The sequence below is a fragment of the Halomonas sp. A40-4 genome, from assembly GCF_015767635.1.
Classification (GTDB): Bacteria; Pseudomonadota; Gammaproteobacteria; order Pseudomonadales; family Halomonadaceae; genus Vreelandella; species Vreelandella janggokensis.
Genome location: NZ_CP065230.1, coordinates 527,036 through 549,945, shown reverse-complemented (window position 1 = coordinate 549,945; position 22,910 = coordinate 527,036). Strand labels below are relative to the sequence as shown.

Sequence of the window (22,910 nt, the reverse complement as noted above, 5' to 3'; positions counted from 1 at the left end):
AAGACACCACCTATTTAGTCGGGCTATCTGTCGTTGAATAGGCTTTCGCAAACGTATCCATCACTTCTAGAACGACCTTACGTTGCTCGGAGGGCAAGCGGCGATATAACGCTAATAAGCGCCGCTCTTCGTTGCTGGAAGAGGTCTCCCAAACGCCAGACGGCTCCTTGATGGACGCTTGTCCCCCAGCTCCATAGCGTAATTGGTGAGGATCAATGGCCAGCCAATGCGCCAATACCTGAAGTTTTTCCTGGCTGGGAATGGAATCGCCGCGCAGCCAGCGTCTGACCGCCTGATACGTAATCGGCTTTCCCCAATAGCGCAGGTTGAATTCACGCTCCAGAACAGAGGAGCGTACATCGTACCCGGCAGCTTGCATGGCGTTTTTCAATCGCTCGGCGAACATCTGTTTTTCATTCATGCCGCCAATGTGAAGCGATTATTCAATAATAGTTGAATAACGGTTAACCTTTTGATTGAATCGTTACTTCAATTCCAGCCCATCGTTTCACCCATACCAAGGCACGACCTGGCGGTTAGGGGGGGCACCGTGCTTTAGGAGTCATTCCGTATGAGTGGCGTACCTTCTATACCAGCCAATAAACCAGGCAGTACATACGATGATCTGTGTCTCGCATTGGACCTCATCAGCTCATCGAAAACGCCTCAGGAGCTTTTTGAAAGGCTTACTAAAACGCTCCATGAGTTGGCGGACCACCAACCCATCGCGCTTTACCGACGATTAGATTCAGGAGAGCTTCGCCTGACCTATTGTTACCCCGCAGCCAGTACCATGACGTCTCACGGGCAACTGCTTACCTTTCGCTCACAGGATGAATTACGGACGTCTCACTATCACCATTATGAATTAAAAGGCGAGCATGACGTCTGGGGTTACATAGGACTCCCGACTGCCCCACCGGAAGACGCCTTGCAGTGGGTTACCGTCCTTATCGATATCGCCGCTCAGCGGCTGCACCTGCTGAAGGCAAAACACATGGCCGAGCGTCAGCTTGGGCTCAAAGCTCGCCGCCGTCTACTGTCTCGTGACATAAAACGGCTAACGAGCCTTGCCGATTTTTTACAGCGTCATGGTCACGGCTGGTGTGACATCTTTCAAGCAAGCGGTATCGCCTTGACCCACAAGGGCGAGCTTTATTATTTCGGGGAATGCCCAGATCGCCAGCAGATTTTTCAGCAACTGGGGTACCTGGATACGACAACCGATCAGGACAGCACGATCGAATTAGACGGTGATTGCCAGGGAGGGCTTGCCGCCCCTTTAAACCTGGCCAGTAACCACCTGGGTTGGTTGTTGATTTTCCGACAACACGCCATGGTGACGCCCGGTGACGTCACCTCTATCGCCCAGCTCACTTTCTGGTTGCCGATTGAAGCGTCCATGGTGCTGGAGCTCGCCGATGACCTGGCCGTTGCGATTACGGCCCTGGACGTCGTACACGTTAACCGCCAGTTGCGCAAAACCAATCAGCGACTGGAAAGCCTTGCTCACACCGACCTGCTCACTCGATGCTGGAATCGCTACTATACCGAGTTCGTTATTGAAGAATTGTGCGCTTCCAACGCGACCTGTGCGGTGTTGATGTTTGATATTGATGACTTCAAACGTATCAACGATACCTATGGCCACCCCACGGGAGACGACATACTTCGAGAAATCGCACGTTTAGCGACCCAAACGTTGCGCAGCAACGACCACCTGGGCCGATGGGGCGGAGAAGAGTTTATCGTGATAATTGCTGACGTGACACTGAACGAAGGGATTTGCATCGCCAAACGACTCCGCCGTCATATCGAACAACACTCGTTTGCGATTCCGGATTCCGTGACCATCAGTGCAGGGCTTACGACCATTCGAACAGATGAGAGCCCCCGTCAATTGTTAGAGCGAGTGGATAAGGGCATGTATCTTGCTAAAACAGCGGGTAAAAATCAGGTTATGATCTGTTAAGACAACATATCGTTTCAATACACTCGCGTTTTGAGGGCCATTGGCATGCAGCATCTTTTACTGATCGGTGCGGGGCATGCCCACGCCTTTGTGCTGGAAGCCTTTGCCAAACAGCCAGAAGCCAAGCTCGCCATCACCGTGGTCAGCGACAGTCCGCTGGCGGCCTATTCCGGTAGCGTACCGGCCTGGCTGGCTGGCGAATGTACACTGCGCGAGACACAGATTGACGTGGCAGCACTTTGCCAGCGGGCCGGGGCACGTTTTATCGACTCTCCTGCGGTGACGTTGGACACGTCGGCACGTCAGGTCACCCTGGCCAACGGCGATGTACTGCACTTTGACGTAGCCTCGCTCAATGTGGGGTCGACGCTGACACTCCCCGAGCAGCATGGCCAACACCTACCCCAGCTGCTGGCCATGCGCCCGCTCAGCTCACTCCATTACCGCTGGCAGTCATTGCGCGATGATGTCGAACAGCTGCCCCCCGGCGCAAGCCAGCGGGTGGTATGCGTAGGCGGCGGCGCGGCGGGCTGCGAAACCTTGATGAGCGTGATGGAACAACTCCGCCATCAGCGCCCGGACGTTAGCTGGCAGGGTCATCTGCTCAGCGCGTCGCCAAAGCTGCTCCCCGAGGCTGGGCGCTTGCCACGCTGGCTGATGCAACGGGCGTTAGCCAAGACAGGCATTCGGATTCACTCCCGCGTACGCGGCGAAGCGCTGGTGGACGGCGGCGTAGTGACTCACGAAGGCAAACACATCGAGGCGGATATCGTGCTCTGGGCCACCGGGGCTGTCGGCCACCGCTGGCTTTCTGATACCCGACTGCCGCTGGATACGCAGGGGTTTATTCAGGTGGAAAAGACCCTGGCAGTGGTCGGCCACCCGACCATCTTGGCGGCCGGCGACTGCACCGCCTTTGATCCGCCGTTACCCAACGCGGGCGTTTATGCAGTACGTATGGGATCACGCCTGGCAGGTAACCTGCGTGCGGCATGCCGCGGAGAAACCTTGTCAGCCTGGCAGCCACCCAAACGTGTGCTGGCGCTGATCGGCACCGGTGGTGGCCGGGCTATTGCCAGCCGGGGCGCCATGGGCGTTTCCGGGAGGTGGGTATGGCACTGGAAGAAGCGGATTGATGCGCGCTTTATCGCCCGCTTCAACCCGCCTTTTGAGGACTGATTAAATCAGTTCGATTCGCGCCAGCCGCCCAGCACGCGACTGTCCGGACCGAAAAATACCAGCCGGTCATGGTCGATCAGGTAACGATAAGCGGTCTCCAGCATATCGGTCACCTTCTCTGCATCGCCCATTTGCGGACAGGCCATACGGGTAGTGGCCAGCTCGCTGAACTCGATACGCTGGTTGCCACCCAGTGTGGCTTCACCGGTAAAACGATTGCAGCCATCGTGGCCACGCACGCTACCGTCACGGCTAATTTCAAAGAACGGGGTGTCAGGCATCGACAACCGCTCGTTGGTGCCAACCAGTAGCAGGTTCCAGCGCTGCTCGATGACCGGTCCGGAAAGTGAGTCTCCGCCTGGTTCCGGGTCTGGCGCGGAACTTGGCCCCGGCGCGCTGCTACAGGCACTCAGCAATAGCGCTGCCGAAGCAAGCCATGGCAGTAACCGCCAGTTTTTGATGGTCATGATGATCTGTCCTTATCGCTCAATTACCAGCTGCCGGTATTTTCCATGGAGGCCCAAGGCTCTTGCGGTGCCAGCGCATCGCCTTTTTGCAACAGCTCAACCGAGATACCGTCCGGCGACTTGACGAACGCCATGTGGCCATCGCGGGGCGGGCGATTGATGGTCACCCCATTGTCCTGGAGCTTCTGACAAAGCGCATAGATATCGTCCACACGGTAGGCCAGGTGACCAAAGTTGCGGCCGCCGGTATATTCTTCGGGGTCCCAGTTGTAAGTCAGTTCAATTTCCGGCGCGGTGAGGCGTGAAGAGCGTGCTTCATCCTCCGGCGCGGCAAGAAACACCAGCGTAAAACGGCCCTTATCGTTTTCTTTACGACGGACTTCCTTGAGTCCCAGCAGCTCACAGTAGAAGTGCAGCGATGCGTCAAGATCACTGACGCGTACCATTGTGTGCAGGTATTGCATGCCATCTCTCCTTGTTGCGTCGTGTGACGAAATTAATGCAAACGCACCCAGCTTAGCATTCCAACCGCATTTTTGCGGCTGCCAATGTGCGCTAGGCATAATCCACGAATCAGCGCCATGAATTATACAATATCTATACAGATATTGCTTTTAACAGTACGCTTGTAACACCAACATGATAACGGAGAAACACCCTTGGATTCAGTCACACAGGCAGCGCTGGGTGCAACCGTTGGGGGCGCCGTTTTAGGGCGTCGGCTAGGCTGCAAAGCGGTTATCCTCGGCGCTCTGCTAGGCACCCTGCCCGACCTCGATGTGATGATCGACTACGGCGATGCAGTCGCCAACGTCACCGAGCACCGCGGCTTCAGTCATTCGCTTTTTGTACTCACGGGACTTGCCGGTTTACTGGCACTCGTCAGTGCTCGCGTTGCGCCCGCCAGCGATATACCGCTTGCTCGATGGAGCGCTTTCTTCGGTCTGGTCCTGATCACTCACCCGCTTCTGGATGCCTTGACCACCTATGGTACGCAGCTTTTTTGGCCACTTGAGTCCCCACCGGTGGCCTGGCCGATTGTCTTCATTATTGACCCCTTTTACTCGCTCACTCTGCTCGCCTGCCTTGTCATCGCCCTGCTTACCCGCCGGGTACGGCACTGGTGCGCCTGGGGACTGGGACTATCCTGCATTTACCTGTTACTGGCTTTCAGCGCAAAGCTGACCGTTGAGCATCGGCTTGCCCCCGTACTCGCTGAGCAGGGGCTTGAGGATGCGCCGATCCTGGTACAGCCGACACCGTTCAATATTCTGTTGTGGCGTGCCACTGTGGTTGACGGTGATCGCTACCATGAAAGTCTGGTGAGCGTTTTTGATCGCGCCGCGCCCCCGACACTTGAACCGCTGCGCCGGGGCGCGACGCTGGAAAGCGTTGCGCTTGATAGCCGGGCGGGTCAGCGCCTGGCGTGGTTTGCCGGACCGTTTTTACGCTACGAGATGCGCTCCATAGATGGTCAGCTCACCCTGCTGGCCACCGATCTTCGGTTGGGTTTTCCCGGGTATCATCCGTTCAACTTCAGCCTCGCCACCCGCCAGAACAATGCCTGGCAGCCGGTCGCCATCAGCGTGGAAATTGCCAGCGAGCGAGACCTAGACGCCACAACGCTGTCACGCCTGGCAGCTCGCGCAGTGGGCAATCGCGATGCGCTCTGCGCCACTACCTTTGTCATGCCCAAATGGCAGCCCGAGCCTCTTGCACTGCCTTGCGCGTCATCCAACAACCCTTAGGCTGACGGTGCGATCCCCTGACCACACCCACTGTACTGCTCACCATCCATGGTGAGCGTTACCCGCGCCGGGAAAGGATGACCGCTCATGCCGTCGAAGCAGGCACCGGCTTCAATACGCACCCGGAAAAAGTCGTCGGCATTGGCGTTCTCAAGCACTACACGCCCAGCGTCGTTATCCATCACGCTGACCATGTAGGGCAGCGTTTCAACGTTCTCGCCGTAGTCGGTCGATAGTGTAAGTTTGGGCGCGTCATGGGCAAGTTCGACCGTCCAGCCGGGCTCGTTGCCCTGACCACGGAACATGACACCGGGATGGTCCCTACGGGTCGAAGCCTCCCGTCGGGCGGCCAGGTCACACTTGAGTTGACCGCGCGGCGTTTCTACCAGCGCCTGTTCACCGCGGTTCCAGAAGCTGATCTCGCCATCTTGGTAGCGGGCGCCACTGGCGACAACCGCTTGCGGCAAGCGCCAGGCCCCGTGCAAGGACCAGAGCCGTAGCACGTCACCATCGACCGCCGTGATTAAATGCTGATTCGCCGGGCGACAGTGCCAGGCGTCGAACTGTTCGGCCTGACCGGAAAACAGGGCTGACGGGAACAAGGGGGCTTTGGCATCCCCGCCAGCATTGTCTTTCGTCCTTTCGGCGCTCGTAGGCGACTCCATGGCAGCACAACCGCTGATCGCTACAAAAGCACAACCTAATACAAAAAACCGTGACGGTGTCATCATGACGGTACACTCCTGACGTAACGGATAGATAAATTAGCCGCGTTTAAAGGCATGTAAATCCTGAGGATCAAACTGCTCGACCTGGAGTGGCAAGGCAAGAGCCTCGCGCCGCTCGTTAACTCGCTGGCGTTCGTCGTCATCACTGGGCGCACGACCATTGAACTCGGCCAGTTGCGCCAACCCTTGATGATAAAACGCCAGAATATCCAGCGCCGTGCGGTTATCTTCCTGCATCGCCTGACGTAGTGCCGGCAGATGGCTGTTGATCCGCGACAGGTGCTGCTTGAGCTGCCATACATAGCCTACTTCCTGCATCCACGGCCGGTCGCGCAGCGCTGCAAACATGGCACTGGTGGCCAGCAGCCCCAGTATGCCGCCTAATACGTTCAGCCCTAAACTCTGACCAAAGGTGGCGGTCAGCAGCATGGCAAACAGCAGGCCAAAAATCAGCAGTTGCCCGACCATGATGAAAGTGATCATACGCGCCTTGCGGCGATAGGTATGGGAATCGTAGGGCTCTAGGGTAAACACCATGGCCAACCTCACAAACGGGAAAAGAGTGACATCCACCCATGATACGGGGCTGGCCAGGGCAAACAAGTCATTGTGTTAGGGACCTATGCCAACCGCTCCGCGGCGGTTTTCAGCAGGTGCTCGGTGGTTTCCCAGCCCACACAGGCATCGGTAACCGATACGCCGTAACGCATGGCACCAGGCTTTAACGGCTGCTTGCCTTCAAACAGATGGCTTTCCAGCATGAGCGCGACCAGATTGGCCTCACCCGCTTGGCGCTGGGCGAGCACATCAAGCATGACTTCGCTTTGGCGACGGTGGTCCTTACGCGCATTGGCATGGCTGCAGTCAACCATCAAACGCGGGTTCTGCCTGGCTTCACGCAGTGTGTTAACCGCCTTACGTACATGGTGGGCCTGGTAATTGGGTTCGCCATGGCCGCCACGCAGCACCACATGGGTATGCGGGTTGCCTGCCGTTTGCTGCATGACCGGACGGCCCTCGTCATCAAGGGCAAACCGCTGATGCGAATGCGCTGCCGCCTGCATGGCGTCGATCGCTACCTGGACATCGCCACTCGTGGCGTTCTTGAAGCCGACTGCCGCTGCCAGGTCACTGGCAAGCTCACGGTGCAGCTGCGATTCCGTGGTACGCGCGCCGATGGCAACCCAACTGAGGACATCCTGTAGATAAGGTGCCAGCATGGGCTGGAGCAGTTCCGTCGCGACGGGTAAGCCCCGCCTTGCCACGCCCTGCATCAGCTCACGGGAAAGCGCTAGCCCCTGTGCCATATCGCCTCGGCCATCCAGATGCGGGTCGTACGCCAGCCCTTTCCAGCCGACGGTAGTACGCGGTTTTTCGACATACACCCGCATCACCGGCAGGAGGTAGTCGCTTACCTCGTCACTCAAGGCGGCCAGGCGGTCAGCGTACTCGAGCGCGGCAGCGGGGTCATGCACCGAGCAGGGGCCGACAACCACCAGCAGACGGTCGTCCTGACCGGCAAGAATACGCTGCACAGCGCGGCGCTGGTCGGCAATTTGTTCGTCAAGGGCGCCATCGAGCGGCAGGTCGCGACGTAATTCGAGAGGCGTCGGCAGCATCGCGGCGGACTCGCTTATGGCAGTAGAGGTAGCAGCAGTATTGAGCATCGAGCTTGCAGTGGCGTTCATTGGGTTAACTCTCCGTAGGGGTCTGACATCGACCATGACATCGTGTATCCAGCGCGCCACCTGCCAGGGCACAGTCGGAGGTGGCAGCTGTCACCGACCGCGCGTCGCTAAATCGCCAGCCATAGCGGTAGCCGGGATAGCGGTTCACCATGGTGTGGACAAAATCGCGATAGGTCATGGGTCAGCTCCTTAATGAAATACCTGTGAACAAGAAAGAACGCTCGAAACGCAAGAAGCCCCGGTGGGGTTACCAGCCGGGGCTTCTTTGCAGTCGGCAGGCAACCCTTGGGGTGTGCCTGCAGGCGCGACGTTAGGCGTCGGCCATCGGCACACCGTCGCTAAACCAATAGCCATAACCAAGGACGCCTTGCACGCAGCTTCCACCCGCCATTCCTGGCAGGCGATCAGTCGTTAATGTAGCGCGTGATGATGACATAAAGCGTCCCGATGGAAATATTGGCCGGATGCGGGCCGAATGTTGCAATCTATGAACTTATCTTGCCTGCATGCGCCGCGAATAGCAACTCGTCGCCAAGGGCTATTGGTTGCGCGGTGCGTAGGAGAACACGTCTGAGAACACCCGGTCCTCAGCGAGTCCCTTGCGCTCCAGCACGTCCATGCAGGCATACACCATACCGGGCGAGCCGGAAATATAGACGTCCCATTCGCTGGGCGTCATGGATGCCTGTTCAAGCGCCAGGTCTATACGCCCCTGATGGTGGCTAATGCGCTCGCCGGGGGCCATCGGTTCCGTCAGCGGAAACTCGGTGACGGCCTGAAAGTCGACATTGGGATAACGCTGTGCCCAGTCGCAGGCCAGCACCTCGGCGTACAGATCGCGATGCTCACGCACCGCCCACCACAGAGAGATCCGGCGCTCAGGCTGGGTTTTCAGCGATGCTTCAATGATTGCCTTCATTTGCGCGAAGCCGGTACCTGCCGCAATCAACCATAGCGGGCGCGTGCTTTGGGCATCCAGAACGCAATCCCCACCGGGGAGCCGCACGGTCAGTTGATTGGCGACCTGCAAAAGCTCCCGCAGACGCGCCGAGTTTTCTCGCTCAGGCCAGTGCTGAATGTGCAACTCCAGGATACCGTCGCCACGCTCGGCGCTGGCGATCGAAAAGGGTACCCAGGTCGACTCATCGAGCTTGAGCTCTAAATATTGTCCTGGCGCGTGCTGCATGGCCTCGGCGCGCCCTTCAAGGGTGACACCGAATACGTCGGGATTGAGGTCCTCGACGGCCGTGACCTGGCAAGTCAACATCCTTGCACTCATGAAAGCCTCTTTGGTTAAAAATCAGTCGGGATACTGGCTAAGCGCCGCTGCCTTTGCGCGGTGACGGCAAGGGAATATCGATACCCAGGCTTTCCCAACGCGCATCGACCCGGGCCTTGATATCTTCATCCATCACGATGGGCGTGCCCCACTCACGATCGGTTTCCCCCGGCCACTTGTTGGTGGCGTCCAGGCCCATTTTCGACCCCAGCCCCGACACGGGAGACGCAAAATCGAGATAATCGATCGGGGTGTTTTCCACCATGACGGTATCACGGGCCGGATCCATACGCGTGGTGATGGCCCACATGACATCTTCCCAATTACGCGCGTCCACATCATCATCCAGCACGATAACAAACTTGGTGTACATGAACTGGCGTAAAAAACTCCATACCCCCATCATCACGCGCTTGGCGTGGCCGGGGTACTGTTTCTTCATGGTGACCACCGCCATGCGATAGGAACAGCCTTCAGGGGGCAGGTAGAAGTCGATAATTTCAGGGAATTGCTTGTGCAGAATGGGCACAAACACTTCGTTGAGCGCCACGCCCAGGATGGCGGGCTCGTCCGGTGGCCTGCCGGTGTAGGTCGAATGATAGATTGCGTCACGGCGCATGGTCATGCGCGTCACGGTAAACACCGGGAAGTGGTCGACCTCGTTATAATACCCGGTGTGATCCCCGTAGGGGCCTTCAGGCGCCATATCGTCGGGATAGATGAAGCCTTCGAGGATAATTTCCGCCGAGGCAGGCACGTCCAGTTCGGCGTGACCACATTTCACCAGCTCGGTGCGCGAACCACGCAACAACCCGGCAAAGGCATACTCGGACAGTGTATCGGGTACCGGGGTCACTGCGCCCAGGATGGTCGCCGGGTCGGCGCCGAGGGCGACCGCCACAGGGAACGGCTCGCCCGGGTGCGCCTTTTGAAATTCCTGAAAATCCAGCGCTCCTCCGCGATGGGATAGCCAGCGCATGATCAGGCGATTTTTGGCGATCTTCTGCTGGCGGTAGATCCCCAGGTTCTGGCGCTTTTTATGCGGCCCCTGGGTGATCACCAACGGCCAGGTCACCAGCGGCGCTGCGTCGCCAGGCCAGCAGTGCTGGATGGGCAGACGACCCAGGTCGACCTCATCTCCCTCGAACACAATCTCCTGCACCGGCGCGCGCTTGACCTGCTTGGGGCCCATGCTGAGCACCTGCTTGAAGATGGGCAGCTTGCTCCAGGCGTCTTTAAGTCCCTTGGGTGGGTCGGGCTCTTTCAAAAAGGCCAGCAGCTTGCCAACTTCGCGCAGCGCCTCGACCGACTCCTGCCCCATGCCCAGCGCTACCCGTTTGGGCGTGCCGAACAAGTTGCCCAGCAGCGGCATGTCGTGACCCTTGACGTTTTCGAACAGCAGCGCCGGGCCACCGGCACGCAGCGTGCGGTCGCAGATTTCGGTAATTTCCAGATAGGGATCAACTTCAGCGGTAATTCGCTTCAGTTCGCCTTGGGCCTCAAGAGCCGTGATGAACTCGCGCAAATCATGGTACTTCAATGCACACTCCCTGGCTGGCCATCATGCCGCTAGGCCTGTTTGAGGAAACCTTAGCGGCGCTTCATCGCGTCAAAAAACTCCAGATTGGTCTTGGTATCTTTCAAGCGGTCAATCAGGAACTCGGTGGCAGCGGTGTCCTCCATAGGATTCAACAGCTTGCGCAATATCCACATGCGCTGCATCTCTTCTTCGGAGGCCAGCAGGTCTTCACGACGCGTGCCGCTGCGACGGATATTGATCGCCGGGAAGACGCGTTTTTCAGCCAGTTTACGGTCCAGGTGCGCTTCCATGTTACCGGTGCCCTTGAATTCCTCGAAAATGACTTCGTCCATTTTCGAACCGGTATCTACCAGGGCCGTGGCAATAATCGTCAGGCTGCCGCCCTCTTCGATATTACGCGCCGCACCGAAGAAGCGTTTGGGCTTCTCGAGCGCGTGAGCATCCACACCGCCGGTCAGCACTTTACCCGAGCTTGGCACCACGGTGTTGTAAGCACGCGCCAGGCGGGTGATGGAATCAAGCAGAATCACCACGTCCTTTTTGTGCTCGACCAGCCGCTTGGCTTTCTCGATGACCATCTCGGCCACCTGCACATGTCGGGCGGGCGGCTCATCGAAGGTTGAGGCGACCACTTCGCCACGCACGGTGCGCGACATCTCGGTCACTTCCTCGGGGCGCTCATCGATCAACAGGACGATCAAATGACATTCGGGGTTATTGCGCGTGATCGAGGTGGCGATGTTCTGCAACATCAGTGTCTTACCCGCTTTGGGCGGTGACACCAGCAGGCCACGCTGACCTTTGCCGATCGGCGCTGTCAGGTCGATGATCCGCGAGGTCAGATCCTCGGTGGAACCATTACCGATTTCCATGCGCAGGCGATCGTCCGGAAACAGCGGCGTCAGGTTCTCGAAGAGAATCTTGTGCTTGGCGTTTTCCGGGCGGTCAAAGTTGATCTGGCTGACCTTGAGCAGCGCAAAATAACGCTCGCCCTCTTTGGGCGGCCGGATCTTGCCCGAGATGGAGTCGCCTTTACGCAGATTAAAGCGACGGATTTGCGAGGGCGAGACATAGATATCGTCCGGCCCGGCGAGATAAGAGCTGTCGGCGCTGCGCAAAAAGCCAAAGCCATCCTGAAGAATTTCCAGCACCCCATCGCCGTAGATATCCTCGCCGCTTTTGGCGTGCTTCTTGAGGATGGCGAAGATGATGTCCTGCTTGCGCGAACGGGCCAAGTTATCGATACCCATTTCACGGGCGATATCGAGCAGCTCGGGAACGGTTTTTTGCTTGAGTTCAGTGAGATTCATCGGTGTGATTAGAAAGTTGCTCATGAAAGCTGGGCGCTAAGCGCCTAAATAGGACAGGAGGCGTAGCTCTTGATTATATGGCTAGGCGCCGTGTGATGCGTTCAGACCCCGAAGAAGGCACTCACTCGAATAAAGGGGCTAGACTGAGACTTGTTAACCACATGATCAATGGTGGCTCAGTTCGAGGGTGCTAGTGCTGATAAGTCTGGTCAGCACAGGAACGGCTGGGCCAGCGGGCTATCTGACGACTTGGACATCTGGCCGACATCATTGTACGCGATAGTCAAAAGCTTCACCGCGCAATTGCGCCAGTTACAGCGCTAAATGATGCCTGGGGCGACCTGGGTAATATATGGGTAAATCCGGTCGTATCAAGCCAGTAGCTCGATGTTAGTCAACCCCCGCGTCAAACGCAAGCTTTTGGCAATTGACAATAAATAAAGCCCACCGCAACCTTGGGTCAGTCAACACGAAGGATAGCTCATGCCCAAGGACATTTCGCTCCCCACTGATGCCGCTGACGCAGCGGCCGACAACGGGGCACCACAACGTTTAGCGGCCATCGACATTGGGTCGAACAGCTTTCATCTGCTGGTGGCCAACTACCAGAATGAGCGCCTTCAAGTCGTGGCACGCCTCGGCGAAAAGGTCCAGCTTGCCGCCGGTTTGGATGAGGAGGGCCAGCTCAGTGAGGCCGCCATTCAACGGGCGTTGGATTGTTTGGGACGGTTTGCACCGTTCCTTACCGGTATTACCCAGCAACATTTGCGTATTGTGGGAACCAATGCGCTGCGCGATGCGCATAACAGCCAGGCCTTTATCGAACGCGCCGAGGCCCAGCTTGGTCACCCCATCGAGATAATTGCCGGCCGCGAAGAAGCCCGCCTGATCTACCTGGGTGCTGCCCATGCCCTGGCGGAAAACGGTCGTCGCTTGATTGTCGATATCGGCGGTGGGTCCACCGAGTTCATCATCGGCGAGGCCTTTGAGCCCAGAGCGCTGGAGAGTCTGCGCATGGGCTGCGTGACCTTTTCGCGGCGCTTTTTCCCCGAAGGCGAGCTCAGCGAAAAGCGCATGCGCCGTGCCGAGCTGGCGGCACTTTCGGAGCTGGCCAATATTCAGCGACCTTATCAGCGCCTGGGCTGGGACGACCCGGTGGGCTCCAGCGGCACGATCAAGGCAGCGGCCAGCGTGCTCTTCGCCTATGGCGACACGACTCAGGAGGGCCTGATTACCCGCAGCGGCCTGAAAAAGCTGCGCGAACGGCTTATCAAGTGCAAACGGCTCGATAAGGTCGAGCTCGACGGTTTGAAGTCTGACCGCGCCAAGGTGTTTCCTGCCGGGATCGCCATATTGAGCGCTATTTTCGAAGCCTTCGACCTTGAGCAGATGCGCTTTGCCGACGGCGCCCTGCGCGAGGGAGTGCTGTATGACATGGCGGGGCGTAATAGCGCCGAAGATACCCGCTCAAAAAGCCTCGACGTTCTAAAGCGCACCTATGACGTGGATAACCGGCAGGCAGACAACGTGGCGGATACCGCCAGTCGATTATTTGATGCCCTCCAAGGTGACTGGTCGCTGAACGACTCACTCAGGCGTTATTTACGCTGGGCGAGTCACGTACACGAAATTGGCCTGGCCATTTCCCACAGCCAGTTTCACCGCCACGGCGCTTACCTGATTGAACATTCGGATCTGGCCGGCTTTTCCCGCCCGGAACAGCAACTGCTGGCGTTTTTAGTCCGCGCCCACCGGCGCAAATTCCCCCTAAAAGAGTGGCAGGCGATGCCTAAAAGCCAGCAGGCACAAAGCGCCAAGCTGGCGCGCCTACTGCGGCTGGCGGTGTTGTTCAACCATTCACGGCCTGAACACGCCCCGCCGCTCCCCGAGGTAAGCGCCAACGGTGATCAATTGACGATCACGCTGCCTGAAAGCGACGAGCCAACACTGTTGAGCACAGATCTGGAACAGGAACAAGGCTACATGGAGACGGCGGGGTTCAGCCTGCATCTTGTTGAGCACCCCATTAGCCCAACCTGACGCCGTCCGCCCGCCACAAGATGGTGGCGGGCGGCTGAATCACGCCCAGACATTCATCTTCTTGCATCACCATGACTATCCACTCGCGCTGCCAGGGCGGCAAGTGGGCTTCTTGCAACAGCCGCTTTACCGCCCGGCGGCCTCGCTTTGGCAGTCGAATCACCTCGCCTCCCTGGCGCCAGCGCAGCGTCACCGGCTGGTCGGTATCGAGCGTCAGCGCAAGCGGACCCAGCGGCGTGTCGATGCCCGGCTGACCGTTCCAGGTGATTTGCCAGGGTAGCGGGCTCTCTAACGGCGGCATCACAAACAATCGCTCTCGCCACACCCGGGCGTAGGCCCCCGGCCAAGTGACGCGCACCTGAGCGTCGCGCCCGGCCATCAGTTGATCAAGCAGGGTTTCCAGACGCTCTCGCGGCGGCGTGGGCAAGCCCGCCTGCTGACACAATGTGCGCACCAGCAGGCGCTGGCGAGGGCGGTCGCGTGAGCGCAACGCGGTCACGTTCAGACCATCACCCTCTTGCAGGGTTTGCAGTTCTTCACCGGCGTAGGCGGCCAACAAGGCGTCGGCTTCTCCCGCGAGGCGGGCGCTTTGCGATAGCGCCCGGCGTGCTGCAGGCCAGCGCGCTTCAAGTCGCGGCACTACCTGGTGGCGCAGCAGGTTGCGGTCCAGGGCAACGTCGTCGTTGGTCGGGTCGTCGCACCAAGCTAGCTGCATGGCCCTGGCCGTTTCGGCGAGCTGATCACGACCTATATCAAGCCAGGGACGCAACAGGGTGATGCCCTGCCAGTCACGGCGATAGGGCATAGCGGCGAGTCCGCGAACCCCGCTACCACGCATCGCGGCCAGCAGCAGCGTTTCAGCCTGATCGTCCTGATGCTGCGCCAGCCAGAGTGTATCGCCAGGCGGGATATGCTGTCGAAAGGCGGCCAGGCGCGCCCGGCGAGCAGCACCTTCAAGCCCTTCGCCCTGGCGTTCGACCGTTACCCTGGCCACCGTGAGGGGCACGCCGAGCCTGGCACACAACGCCTGGCAGTGCGCTTCAAACGCGTCGGCGGCGGGTTGCAACGCATGATTGACGTGCAGCGCTCGTAGGCGACGTCGGGCCTTTCGGCAGGCGTCCGCGGCCAGTGTCAAAAGTAGCGACGAATCCAGTCCGCCGGAGACGGCCACCCAAATAGATCGCCCCGGTGGGGTTTCCACCAGGGCGTCATTGAGCAGGCCAACCAGCGATTCAGGCGGCTGGGGCGCCATAACTCATCAGGCGGTCATAGCGACGCGCCAGTAGCGCCTCGGTATCCATCTGTTGCAGCCGGTCGATGCTCGCCGTCAATGCTTCCTTGATGCGTTCGGACGTCGTCACCGGATGCCGGTGCGCGCCACCCAACGGCTCCTTGATCAGCGAGTCGACAAAACCCAGCTCTTTCAAGCGCTCGGCGGTAATGCCCATCGCCTGAGCAGCGTCTGAAGCCTTGTCGGCGCTCTTCCACAGAATCGACGCGCAGCCTTCCGGAGAGATCACCGAATAGGTCGAGTACTGCAGCATCTGCAGTTCATCGCACACACCAATCGCCAGTGCGCCGCCGGAACCGCCCTCACCGACCACCGTGGAGATAATTGGCGTCTTCAGGCGCGACATGACCGCCAGGTTGTAGGCAATCGCCTCGGACTGACCGCGCTCTTCGGCGTCGATCCCCGGGTAGGCCCCCGGCGTGTCGATAAAGGTCAGCACCGGCATCTTGAAACGCTCGGCCATTTCCATCAGTCGGCAGGCCTTGCGGTAGCCTTCGGGACGCGGCATACCAAAATTGCGCCGCACCTTTTCCTTCACGTCGCGGCCCTTCTGGTGGCCGATCACCATGACAGGCTTATCATCCAGGCGCGCCACACCGCCGACGAGGGCGGCATCATCGCCGAAATTGCGATCGCCGTGCAGCTCGTCAAAGTCGCTGAAGATATGCTCAAGGTAATCAAGCGTGTAGGGGCGCTGGGGGTGGCGCGACAGCTGGGACACCTGCCAAGGGGTCAAATCCTTGAAAATCGACTCCGTCAGCTTGCGGCTTTTCTCTTCCAGCCGGGCGATTTCGTCGGAAAGATTGACCTGGCTATCGGAACTGACCAGACGCAGCTCTTCAATTTTTGCCTGAAGCTCGGCAATGGGCTGTTCAAAATCGAGATAATTAGGATTCATCGGCTCTGCCTGTTAAAAATAAGCCTTGTCGAAACGCGCATGTATGACGCCATTATCGCACCCTGACCCTATCACGCAAGGCACCACGAAGAACGCGCATTACTTGTACCGTAGCTGGACACCCACCTGCCCCTGGACATCGCGCAGGGTGAGCAGCAAATCATCGCTGGGGGCGACCTTCCATTCATCCGCCAGTTCCAGCCAGCCCACGGCATCGGGGTGTCGATACTGCAGGCGGACAGGCAACCCGGCCTCGTCGCGAAATGGTGACAGGCTGGCGCGCAAGCTCTCGACCAGACGGCCGTTGAGCTGCTGGGCATCCAGTGCCAACTCCACTGCCTGACCAAAGCGGGCGCGAGCCGCCACCATGGGCGTGACATCCTTGCCGCGCAGCTTGAGCCCACCGGAGAAGTCATCGTTGGACACCTCACCTTCGATAATCACCACTTCATCGGCGGCGATTTGCCCACGCAATTGTTCGAACAGCTCGCCAAATAGCGAGGCCTCGATGCGCCCGGTGCGGTCATCCAGGGTGATAAACGCCATGGTATCGCCGCGCTTTGATTTCATGGTGCGCATGGCCACCACCAAACCAGCGATACGCTGGGGCTCCCAGGACGCTTTTAAATCGCTGATCCGCGTCGATACAAAGCGCTTTAATTCACGCTCGTACTCGTCAATCGGGTGGCCTGTCAGATAAAGGCCGAGGGTATCTTTCTCACCGGACAGCCGTTCGCGGTCGGTCCATTCACGGACGTGGCGGTATTCAGCGTAGACATCTACCGCCTCTTCTTCAGCGGCAAACGCCTCGCCGAACATATCCAGCATACCCAGGTTCTGGTTGGTGTGATTTTGCGCGGCGGCCTTGAGAGCGTCTTCCATGGCAGCGGCTAGCACGGCGCGATTCGGTCCCAGATTATCCAGCGCGCCGGAGCGGATCAGCGCTTCCAGCGTGCGCTTGTTCATGCGTTTGGGGTCAATACGCTTGCAGAAATCGAAGAGGTCGCTGAATGCGCCGCCTGCCTCACGAGCATCAACGATGGCGCCAATCGGACCCTCACCAACGCCACGAATCGCCCCCAGTCCGTATACCACGCGGCCCTCAATGTCGACGGTGAACTTGTAGCCGCCCACATTGACGTCCGGTGGGGTCACTGTCAGCTTGAGGTTTCGGCACTCTTCAATCAGCGGCACAACCTTATCCAGATTGTCCATTTCCGTGGACATCACCGCCGCCATGAAGGGCCCCGGGTAGTGCGCCTTGAGCCAGGCGGTCTGGTACGAGACCAGTGCGTAGGCGGCCGAGTGCGACTTGTTGAAGCCGTAACCAGCAAACTTCTCTACCAGATCAAAGATATTGCCCGCCAGGTCTTTATCAATGCCGTTGGCGGCGCAGCCTTCCATGAAGCCGGCGCGCTGCTTGGCCATTTCCTCGGGCTTTTTCTTGCCCATCGCCCGGCGCAGCATGTCGGCCTGGCCGAGCGTGTAGCCCGCCATCACCTGGGCGATCTGCATGACCTGTTCCTGGTACAGGATGATGCCATAAGTGGGAGCCAGCACCGTTTTCAACAGCTCGTGCTGGTAATCAGGGTGTGGATAAGATACTTCCGCGCGGCCGTGCTTGCGGTTGATAAAGTCGTCCACCATGCCCGACTGCAGCGGGCCGGGGCGGAACAGCGCCACCAGGGCGATCATGTCGTCGAGTGAATCGGGCAACAGGCGCTTGATCAGTTCCTTCATGCCGCGGGATTCCAGCTGGAACACCGCCGTGGTCTCGGCACGCTTGAGCATCTCGAAGGTCTTGCCATCGTCCAGGGGAATGGCGTCGATATTGAGCGGCCCCTGGTCGTTGGCTTCGCGCACCTTGTCGACCATTTCCAGCGCCCAGTCGATAATGGTCAGCGTGCGCAGCCCCAGAAAGTCGAACTTCACCAGCCCGGCGTCTTCGATATCGTTTTTATCGAACTGCACCATCAGGCCCGAACCGTCCTCATCGCAGAGCAACGGCGAAAAGTCGGTGAGCTTGGTAGGCGCGATCACCACGCCCCCGGCGTGCTTGCCGGTGCCCCGGGTGGTGCCCTCCAGCTTGAGGGCCATTTCCCAGATTTCTTCAGCTTCTTCATCGCTGTCGATAAATTCTTTCAGCGCCGCTTCCTGCTCGATCGCCTTATCGAGCGTCATGCCCACTTCAAAGGGAATCAGCTTGGAGAGTTTGTCGCCCAGCGAATAGGGCTTGCCCTGGGCGCGAGCGACGTCGCGCACCACCGCCTTGGCGGCCATGGTGCCAAAGGTGACAATCTGCGATACCGCATCACGCCCATAGCGGTCGGCCACGTACTCGATGACGCGGTCGCGCTTCTCCATGCAGAAGTCGACGTCAAAGTCGGGCATGGAAACCCGCTCGGGGTTCAGGAACCGCTCGAAAAGCAGATCGTAACCGATGGGATCAAGGTCGGTGATCTTCTGCGCGTAGGCCACCAGTGAACCCGCACCGGAACCGCGACCGGGCCCTACCGGAACATTGTTGTCCTTGGCCCACTGGATAAAGTCCATCACGATCAGGAAGTAACCGGGAAAGCCCATCTGGATGATGATGTTCAACTCGAAATCGAGCCGCTCACGATAGCGCTGGTCGATTGCCTTGTACTCATCACCGTCGCGCGGGTAACGCTCGGCGGGGTACAAAAAATCCAGCCGGTCCGTGAGACCATCGTGGGAAATCTTGCGGAAAAACTCGTCCTGGGTCATGCCCTCGGGAATTTCGAACTCGGGCAGGAATATCTCACCGAGCCGCACGTCGACGCTGCAGCGCTCGGCGATCATCACGCTGTTTTCCAGCGCCTCGGGAATGTCGGCAAACAGCTCGGCCATCTCGGCAGGGCTTTTGAGATACTGCTCTTCGGTATAGCGACGCTCGCGCCGCGGGTCATCAAGCGCCTTGCCTTCACCGATCGCCACGCGTGTTTCATGGGCCCAATAGTCATCGCGCTCCAGGAAACGCACATCGTTGGTCGCCACCACCGGTGTCTGGGTGTCAATCGCCAGTTTCACGCTGGCATGCACACAGTCTTCTTCCAGGGGCCGCCCGGTGCGGATGAGCTCAAGGTAGAAACGGTCGGGGAACGCCTGCTGCCACTCCTCCAGCAACCCACGTGCTTCGCGCTCGTGGTCGGAAAGCAGGTGGCGGCCTATTTCACCATCGCGCGCCCCAGACAGCGCAATCAGTCCTTCACTTTGTGAAAGCACCCACTGTTTATCCAGAATGGCACGGCCCTGCCGCTGGCCGTCGGTCCAGCCTCTGGAAATCAGTTCGGTCAAATTGCGATAACCGATATCGTTCATCGCCAGCAGCGTCAGCCGGTAGGGGTGCGCCTCGTCGTGGGGATTATGCAGCCACAAGTCGCTGCCGATAATAGGCTTCAGACCAGCGCCCTGGGCAGCCTTATAAAACTTTACCAGACCAAACAGGTTGGCTTCGTCGGTCAGCGCCAGCGCTGGCATCTCGCGCTCAGCGGTCGTGCTGACCAGGGACTTGAGCTTGACCAAGCCATCGACCAGGGAATATTCACTGTGCAAACGTAGATGAACGAACGGAACCGTCATGAGACTCTCGGTAAAAACGCTGAGTAAATAGAAAGGCTACAGCAGTGCTAACTGGCGCTGCACCGGCGCAAAGCTTCGTCGATGGTCGGCTAATGGTCCATGAACCGCAAGCGCTGATAGATGCTCTCGGGTTGGATAGCCCTTGTGGCGCGCAAACCCATACTCAGGATAGCGCATATCCAGGGCAACCATCTGGGCATCCCGGGCAACCTTGGCCAAAATAGACGCCGCCGCTATTGCCGGATGCCGGGCATCGCCTTTGACGACCGCCTGACCGGGTAGCACATGACCCGGCAGCCGATTTCCGTCCACCAGCAAGTACTCAGCCGCCGGAGCGAGACCATCGATGGCCCGTCGCATGGCCAGGTGCGTGGCATGATAAATATTGAGCTGGTCCACCTCGGCGGCGCTGGCCTCGGCCACCGTAAACGCCAGTGCATGCTCGCGAATCAAGTTATCCAGTGCTTCCCGCCTGCGCGCCGTCAGCTTTTTGGAGTCGGTCAGACCATCGATGGGCCTGGCAGGATCAAGGATCACGGCGGCGGCTACCACACTGCCTACCAGCGGCCCCCTGCCCACTTCATCGACCCCTGCCAGGCGCTCACCGGCATAGTCAATCTGCAGTGGTGGAAAATCGATTGCTTTAACACCCATCGATGCTGTCATCCTGTACGGCTAATGGCTGACCGGCGACCAGCGCGTCGATGGCATCTGCCGCTCGGCGGCTGGCATTCCGCTGAAGCGCCTGGTGCATTGAGGCAAAGCGGGCTTCCAATGCGTGCCGACCCGCATCGTCGGTCAATAACGCGCTGAGCTGCTCGGCAATCGCCTCAGGTGAGGCATCGTCCTGTATCAGTTCAGGCACAATCGACTGCTGAGCAATCAGGTTGGGTAATGACACCCAGGATGTCTTGACCAGCCGCTTGGCCAGCCAGTGCGTCACCGGAGCCATTTTGTAGGCCACCACCATGGCGCGGTGGCACAGCATGGCCTCCAGCGCAGCGGTGCCTGACGCCAACAGTACGGCATCGCTTGCTACCATCGCCTCGCGGGCCTGACCATCGAGTAACAACACGCGTTCGCCAAGCGCTGGATAGACGTCCAAGAGCTGATCAATTTCGTCACGTCGCTGTGCGCTGGCCGCCGGAATCACCACCTGGAGTGTGCGATGCTGTTGGCAGAGCGTCTCGGCCGCTTGCAAGAAGGTCGCGCCTAAAAAGCGTATCTCATTGCCCCTTGACCCGGGTAGCAGCGCCAGTACCGGCGCCTGCTCGTCCAGACCAAGTGATTGACGGATGCTTGACCGATCGTTCTCGAGCGGCAGTTCATCGGCTAGCGGGTGACCCACGAAAGCAACCGGCACCTGATGACGGCGATAGAAAGCCGCTTCAAAGGGCAACAGCGTCAGCATGCCGTCCACGGCTTTGGCGATCTTTTTTACCCGGCCTTGCCGCCACGCCCATACCGACGGACTGACATAATGCGCCGTCGTTATGCCCGTTTCGCGAAGCTGCTTCTCAAGGCCGATATTGAAGTCGGGGGCGTCGATGCCGATCATGATATCGGGCTGCCAGGCGATGGCTTCTTCACGTAGCGTCCGGCGTACGCGAAGAAGCTCAGGCAAGTGCTTGATGACTTCCACCAGCCCCATCACTGACAGGGTTTCGAGGGGGAAGCGACTAGTGAGTCCCTGAGCCTCCATGCGCGGGCCGCCGATGCCGCGAAACTCAACACCCGGGTGGCGTGCATTGAGTTCGCGCATCAGCCCCGCGCCGAGGATATCGCCGGAAAGCTCGCCTGCTACCAGGTAAATGCGCTGTGGTTGCATGAAAACCGCCGGTTAGCGGGTAATGCCGCGTGTTGAACGCTCAATGGAATCAGCGAAGTGGGACACTTCAGGAATTGGGAAGCGGCTACGCATTTCGGCAAGTGCCTGCTCAACGGTCAAGCCTTGCCGGTACACCAATTTGTAGGAAGCACTCAGGGCGTTGATGGCTTCGCTGCTGAAACCACGTCGTTTCAAACCCACAAGGTTGAGACCGCGGGCTTCAGCAGGATTGCCGTTGATCATCACATACGCGGGCGTATCCTTGGTGATGATTGAGCCCCCGCCTGCCATGGCATGGTCGCCGAAATAGCAAAACTGATGGATCGCCGCCAATCCGCCCAGAATGGCAAAATTGCCGACTGTCACGTGACCGGCCAATGTGACCTGGTTGGCCAGAATACAGTCATCGCCAATCACGCAATCGTGGCCCACATGCACATACGCCATGATCAGGTTGCGCGACCCGATGGTAGTTTCACCACGGTCCTGAATCGTGCCGCGGTGCAGCGTGGCACCTTCGCGAATGACGTTATCATCACCCATCACCAGGCGCGTTGGCTCGCCTGCGTACTTTTTATCCTGACAATCCTCGCCCACAGAGGCAAACTGGAAAATGCGCGTGCGCTCACCGAGGCTAGTCGGTCCCTTGATCACCACATGGGGACCGACAACCGACCCCGCACCAATGGTGACATCCGGGCCAATCACACTAAAAGGGCCAACCTCAACGTCGTCAGCAAGCTGCGCGGCGGGGTCAACAAGGGCGGTAGGATGTATCAAGCTACTTTCCTCTCAGCACAAATAATCTCTGCTTCGCAGGCCAGTTCACCATCCACCGTTGCACGGCAGGCGAATTTCCAGATGCCCCGTTTGCCACGGATAACATCGGCTTCGAGCATCATCTGGTCGCCAGGCATTACCGGGCGCTTGAAACGTACCTTATCACTACCCACCAGGTAATACACATAGCCATCGGCGGGAAGTTTGTTAACCGTTTTAAACCCTAGAATACCGCAGGCCTGAGCCAACGCTTCTATCACCAGGACACCCGGCATGATGGGATGGTGGGGAAAATGACCGTTAAAAAACGGCTCGTTAATGCTGACGTTTTTATACGCAACGATGGATTCGCCCTTGGTCAACTGCGTTACCCGGTCAACCAGCAAAAACGGGTAGCGGTGCGGCAAGTACTCGCGAATTTCGTTAATATCCATAACCATCGTAGCGACCTCTAAAAAGACAAAACACCTGGTACATCAGGCAAACATCGGCACACAGGCCGATCAAAAGGCAGTGGATTATAACGCGCTGCGGATGAGCCTCAACCGGCCCACTGCCA

22 protein-coding genes are annotated in these 22,910 nt (G+C 58.7%); 4 read left to right on the top strand and 18 right to left on the bottom strand.

Annotated features, from left to right (window positions below; all coding sequences use genetic code 11):
- Positions 1 to 10 precede the first annotated feature (10 nt).
- Positions 11 to 406, bottom strand: a complete 396-nt coding sequence (locus IT895_RS02665; RefSeq protein ID WP_309783590.1) for a transcriptional regulator — start codon at positions 404 to 406, stop codon at positions 11 to 13.
- A 387-nt stretch (positions 407 to 793) separates the two neighbouring features.
- Here IT895_RS02665 and IT895_RS02660 point away from each other — a divergent pair, with 387 nt between their 5' ends.
- Together IT895_RS02660 and IT895_RS02655 are read left to right on the top strand one after the other, a co-directional pair.
- Positions 794 to 1,972 carry a GGDEF domain-containing protein gene (locus IT895_RS02660; RefSeq protein WP_233337333.1) on the top strand — a complete coding sequence of 393 codons (1,179 nt, stop codon included), beginning with the start codon at positions 794 to 796 and terminating at the stop codon, positions 1,970 to 1,972.
- 45 nt (positions 1,973 to 2,017) lie between these two features.
- Positions 2,018 to 3,151 carry an FAD-dependent oxidoreductase gene (locus tag IT895_RS02655; RefSeq protein ID WP_199284602.1) on the top strand — a complete coding sequence of 378 codons (1,134 nt, stop codon included), beginning with the start codon at positions 2,018 to 2,020 and terminating at the stop codon, positions 3,149 to 3,151.
- Positions 3,152 to 3,156: 5 nt separating this feature from the next.
- Here IT895_RS02655 and IT895_RS02650 read toward each other — a convergent pair whose 3' ends face one another.
- Both IT895_RS02650 and gloA read right to left on the bottom strand, forming a co-directional pair.
- Positions 3,157 to 3,618, bottom strand: a complete 462-nt coding sequence (locus tag IT895_RS02650; protein ID WP_199284601.1) for an META domain-containing protein — start codon at positions 3,616 to 3,618, stop codon at positions 3,157 to 3,159.
- Between the two features lie 23 nt (positions 3,619 to 3,641).
- On the bottom strand, positions 3,642 to 4,082 hold the full coding sequence (gene gloA, locus IT895_RS02645) for a lactoylglutathione lyase (RefSeq protein WP_085918362.1): 441 nt from the start codon (positions 4,080 to 4,082) through the stop codon (positions 3,642 to 3,644).
- A 195-nt stretch (positions 4,083 to 4,277) separates the two neighbouring features.
- On the opposite strand from gloA, the gene IT895_RS02640 reads away from it, so the two are divergent.
- Positions 4,278 to 5,366, top strand: a complete 1,089-nt coding sequence (locus tag IT895_RS02640) for a metal-dependent hydrolase (RefSeq protein WP_199284600.1) — start codon at positions 4,278 to 4,280, stop codon at positions 5,364 to 5,366.
- Here IT895_RS02640 and IT895_RS02635 read toward each other — a convergent pair.
- The 8 genes from IT895_RS02635 to rho form a co-directional block, all read right to left on the bottom strand.
- Positions 5,363 to 6,097 (bottom strand): MliC family protein, encoded by a 735-nt coding sequence (locus IT895_RS02635; protein ID WP_085918360.1) that lies wholly within the window; start codon positions 6,095 to 6,097, stop codon positions 5,363 to 5,365. The two genes, IT895_RS02640 and IT895_RS02635, sit on opposite strands and share 4 nt — an antisense overlap.
- Before the next feature lie 33 nt (positions 6,098 to 6,130).
- Positions 6,131 to 6,631: a DUF3087 family protein gene (locus IT895_RS02630; RefSeq protein ID WP_085918359.1), complete on the bottom strand. Its 501-nt coding sequence runs from the start codon at positions 6,629 to 6,631 to the stop codon at positions 6,131 to 6,133.
- 83 nt (positions 6,632 to 6,714) lie between these two features.
- Entirely contained in the window at positions 6,715 to 7,782 is a 1,068-nt protein-coding gene (locus IT895_RS02625) for a 3-deoxy-7-phosphoheptulonate synthase (protein ID WP_199284599.1), read from the bottom strand.
- A 4-nt stretch (positions 7,783 to 7,786) separates the two neighbouring features.
- Positions 7,787 to 7,960, bottom strand: a complete 174-nt coding sequence (locus tag IT895_RS02620) for a hypothetical protein (protein ID WP_176243656.1) — start codon at positions 7,958 to 7,960, stop codon at positions 7,787 to 7,789.
- Positions 7,961 to 8,092: 132 nt separating this feature from the next.
- A complete protein-coding gene (locus IT895_RS19490; RefSeq protein ID WP_267905860.1) occupies positions 8,093 to 8,218 on the bottom strand; it encodes a hypothetical protein in 126 nt (41 codons plus the stop codon).
- Between the two features lie 102 nt (positions 8,219 to 8,320).
- Positions 8,321 to 9,061, bottom strand: coding sequence for an NAD(P)H-flavin reductase (locus IT895_RS02615; RefSeq protein WP_085918357.1), 741 nt, complete (start codon positions 9,059 to 9,061; stop codon positions 8,321 to 8,323).
- Between the two features lie 37 nt (positions 9,062 to 9,098).
- Entirely contained in the window at positions 9,099 to 10,601 is a 1,503-nt protein-coding gene (gene ubiD, locus IT895_RS02610) for a 4-hydroxy-3-polyprenylbenzoate decarboxylase (RefSeq protein ID WP_085918356.1), read from the bottom strand.
- Between the two features lie 50 nt (positions 10,602 to 10,651).
- Positions 10,652 to 11,911, bottom strand: a complete 1,260-nt coding sequence (gene rho / locus IT895_RS02605) for a transcription termination factor Rho (protein WP_066322024.1) — start codon at positions 11,909 to 11,911, stop codon at positions 10,652 to 10,654.
- Between the two features lie 483 nt (positions 11,912 to 12,394).
- On the opposite strand from rho, the gene ppx reads away from it, so the two are divergent.
- On the top strand, positions 12,395 to 13,951 hold the full coding sequence (gene ppx / locus IT895_RS02600; protein WP_199284598.1) for an exopolyphosphatase: 1,557 nt from the start codon (positions 12,395 to 12,397) through the stop codon (positions 13,949 to 13,951).
- Here ppx and tilS read toward each other — a convergent pair.
- The 7 genes from tilS to fabZ all read right to left on the bottom strand — a co-directional run bounded on the left by tilS (position 13,938) and on the right by fabZ (position 22,791).
- Positions 13,938 to 15,203, bottom strand: coding sequence for a tRNA lysidine(34) synthetase TilS (gene tilS / locus IT895_RS02595; RefSeq protein WP_199284597.1), 1,266 nt, complete (start codon positions 15,201 to 15,203; stop codon positions 13,938 to 13,940). The two genes, ppx and tilS, sit on opposite strands and share 14 nt — an antisense overlap.
- Positions 15,184 to 16,140: an acetyl-CoA carboxylase carboxyl transferase subunit alpha gene (gene accA, locus IT895_RS02590; RefSeq protein ID WP_085918353.1), complete on the bottom strand. Its 957-nt coding sequence runs from the start codon at positions 16,138 to 16,140 to the stop codon at positions 15,184 to 15,186. The genes tilS and accA overlap by 20 nt, the downstream gene beginning before the upstream one ends.
- Positions 16,141 to 16,239: 99 nt before the next feature.
- A complete protein-coding gene (dnaE, locus tag IT895_RS02585; protein WP_085918352.1) occupies positions 16,240 to 19,743 on the bottom strand; it encodes a DNA polymerase III subunit alpha in 3,504 nt (1,167 codons plus the stop codon).
- A gap of 36 nt (positions 19,744 to 19,779) precedes the next feature.
- The gene (rnhB, locus tag IT895_RS02580; RefSeq protein WP_085918351.1) at positions 19,780 to 20,397 is read right to left on the bottom strand and encodes a ribonuclease HII; all 618 of its coding nucleotides are present in this window, start codon (positions 20,395 to 20,397) and stop codon (positions 19,780 to 19,782) included.
- Positions 20,387 to 21,571 carry a lipid-A-disaccharide synthase gene (gene lpxB, locus IT895_RS02575; protein WP_199284596.1) on the bottom strand — a complete coding sequence of 395 codons (1,185 nt, stop codon included), beginning with the start codon at positions 21,569 to 21,571 and terminating at the stop codon, positions 20,387 to 20,389. The genes rnhB and lpxB overlap by 11 nt, the downstream gene beginning before the upstream one ends.
- 12 nt (positions 21,572 to 21,583) lie before the next feature.
- The gene (gene lpxA / locus IT895_RS02570) at positions 21,584 to 22,351 is read right to left on the bottom strand and encodes an acyl-ACP--UDP-N-acetylglucosamine O-acyltransferase (RefSeq protein ID WP_199284595.1); all 768 of its coding nucleotides are present in this window, start codon (positions 22,349 to 22,351) and stop codon (positions 21,584 to 21,586) included.
- On the bottom strand, positions 22,348 to 22,791 hold the full coding sequence (gene fabZ / locus IT895_RS02565; protein WP_085918348.1) for a 3-hydroxyacyl-ACP dehydratase FabZ: 444 nt from the start codon (positions 22,789 to 22,791) through the stop codon (positions 22,348 to 22,350). The genes lpxA and fabZ overlap by 4 nt, the downstream gene beginning before the upstream one ends.
- Between the last annotated feature and the right edge of the window lie 119 nt (positions 22,792 to 22,910).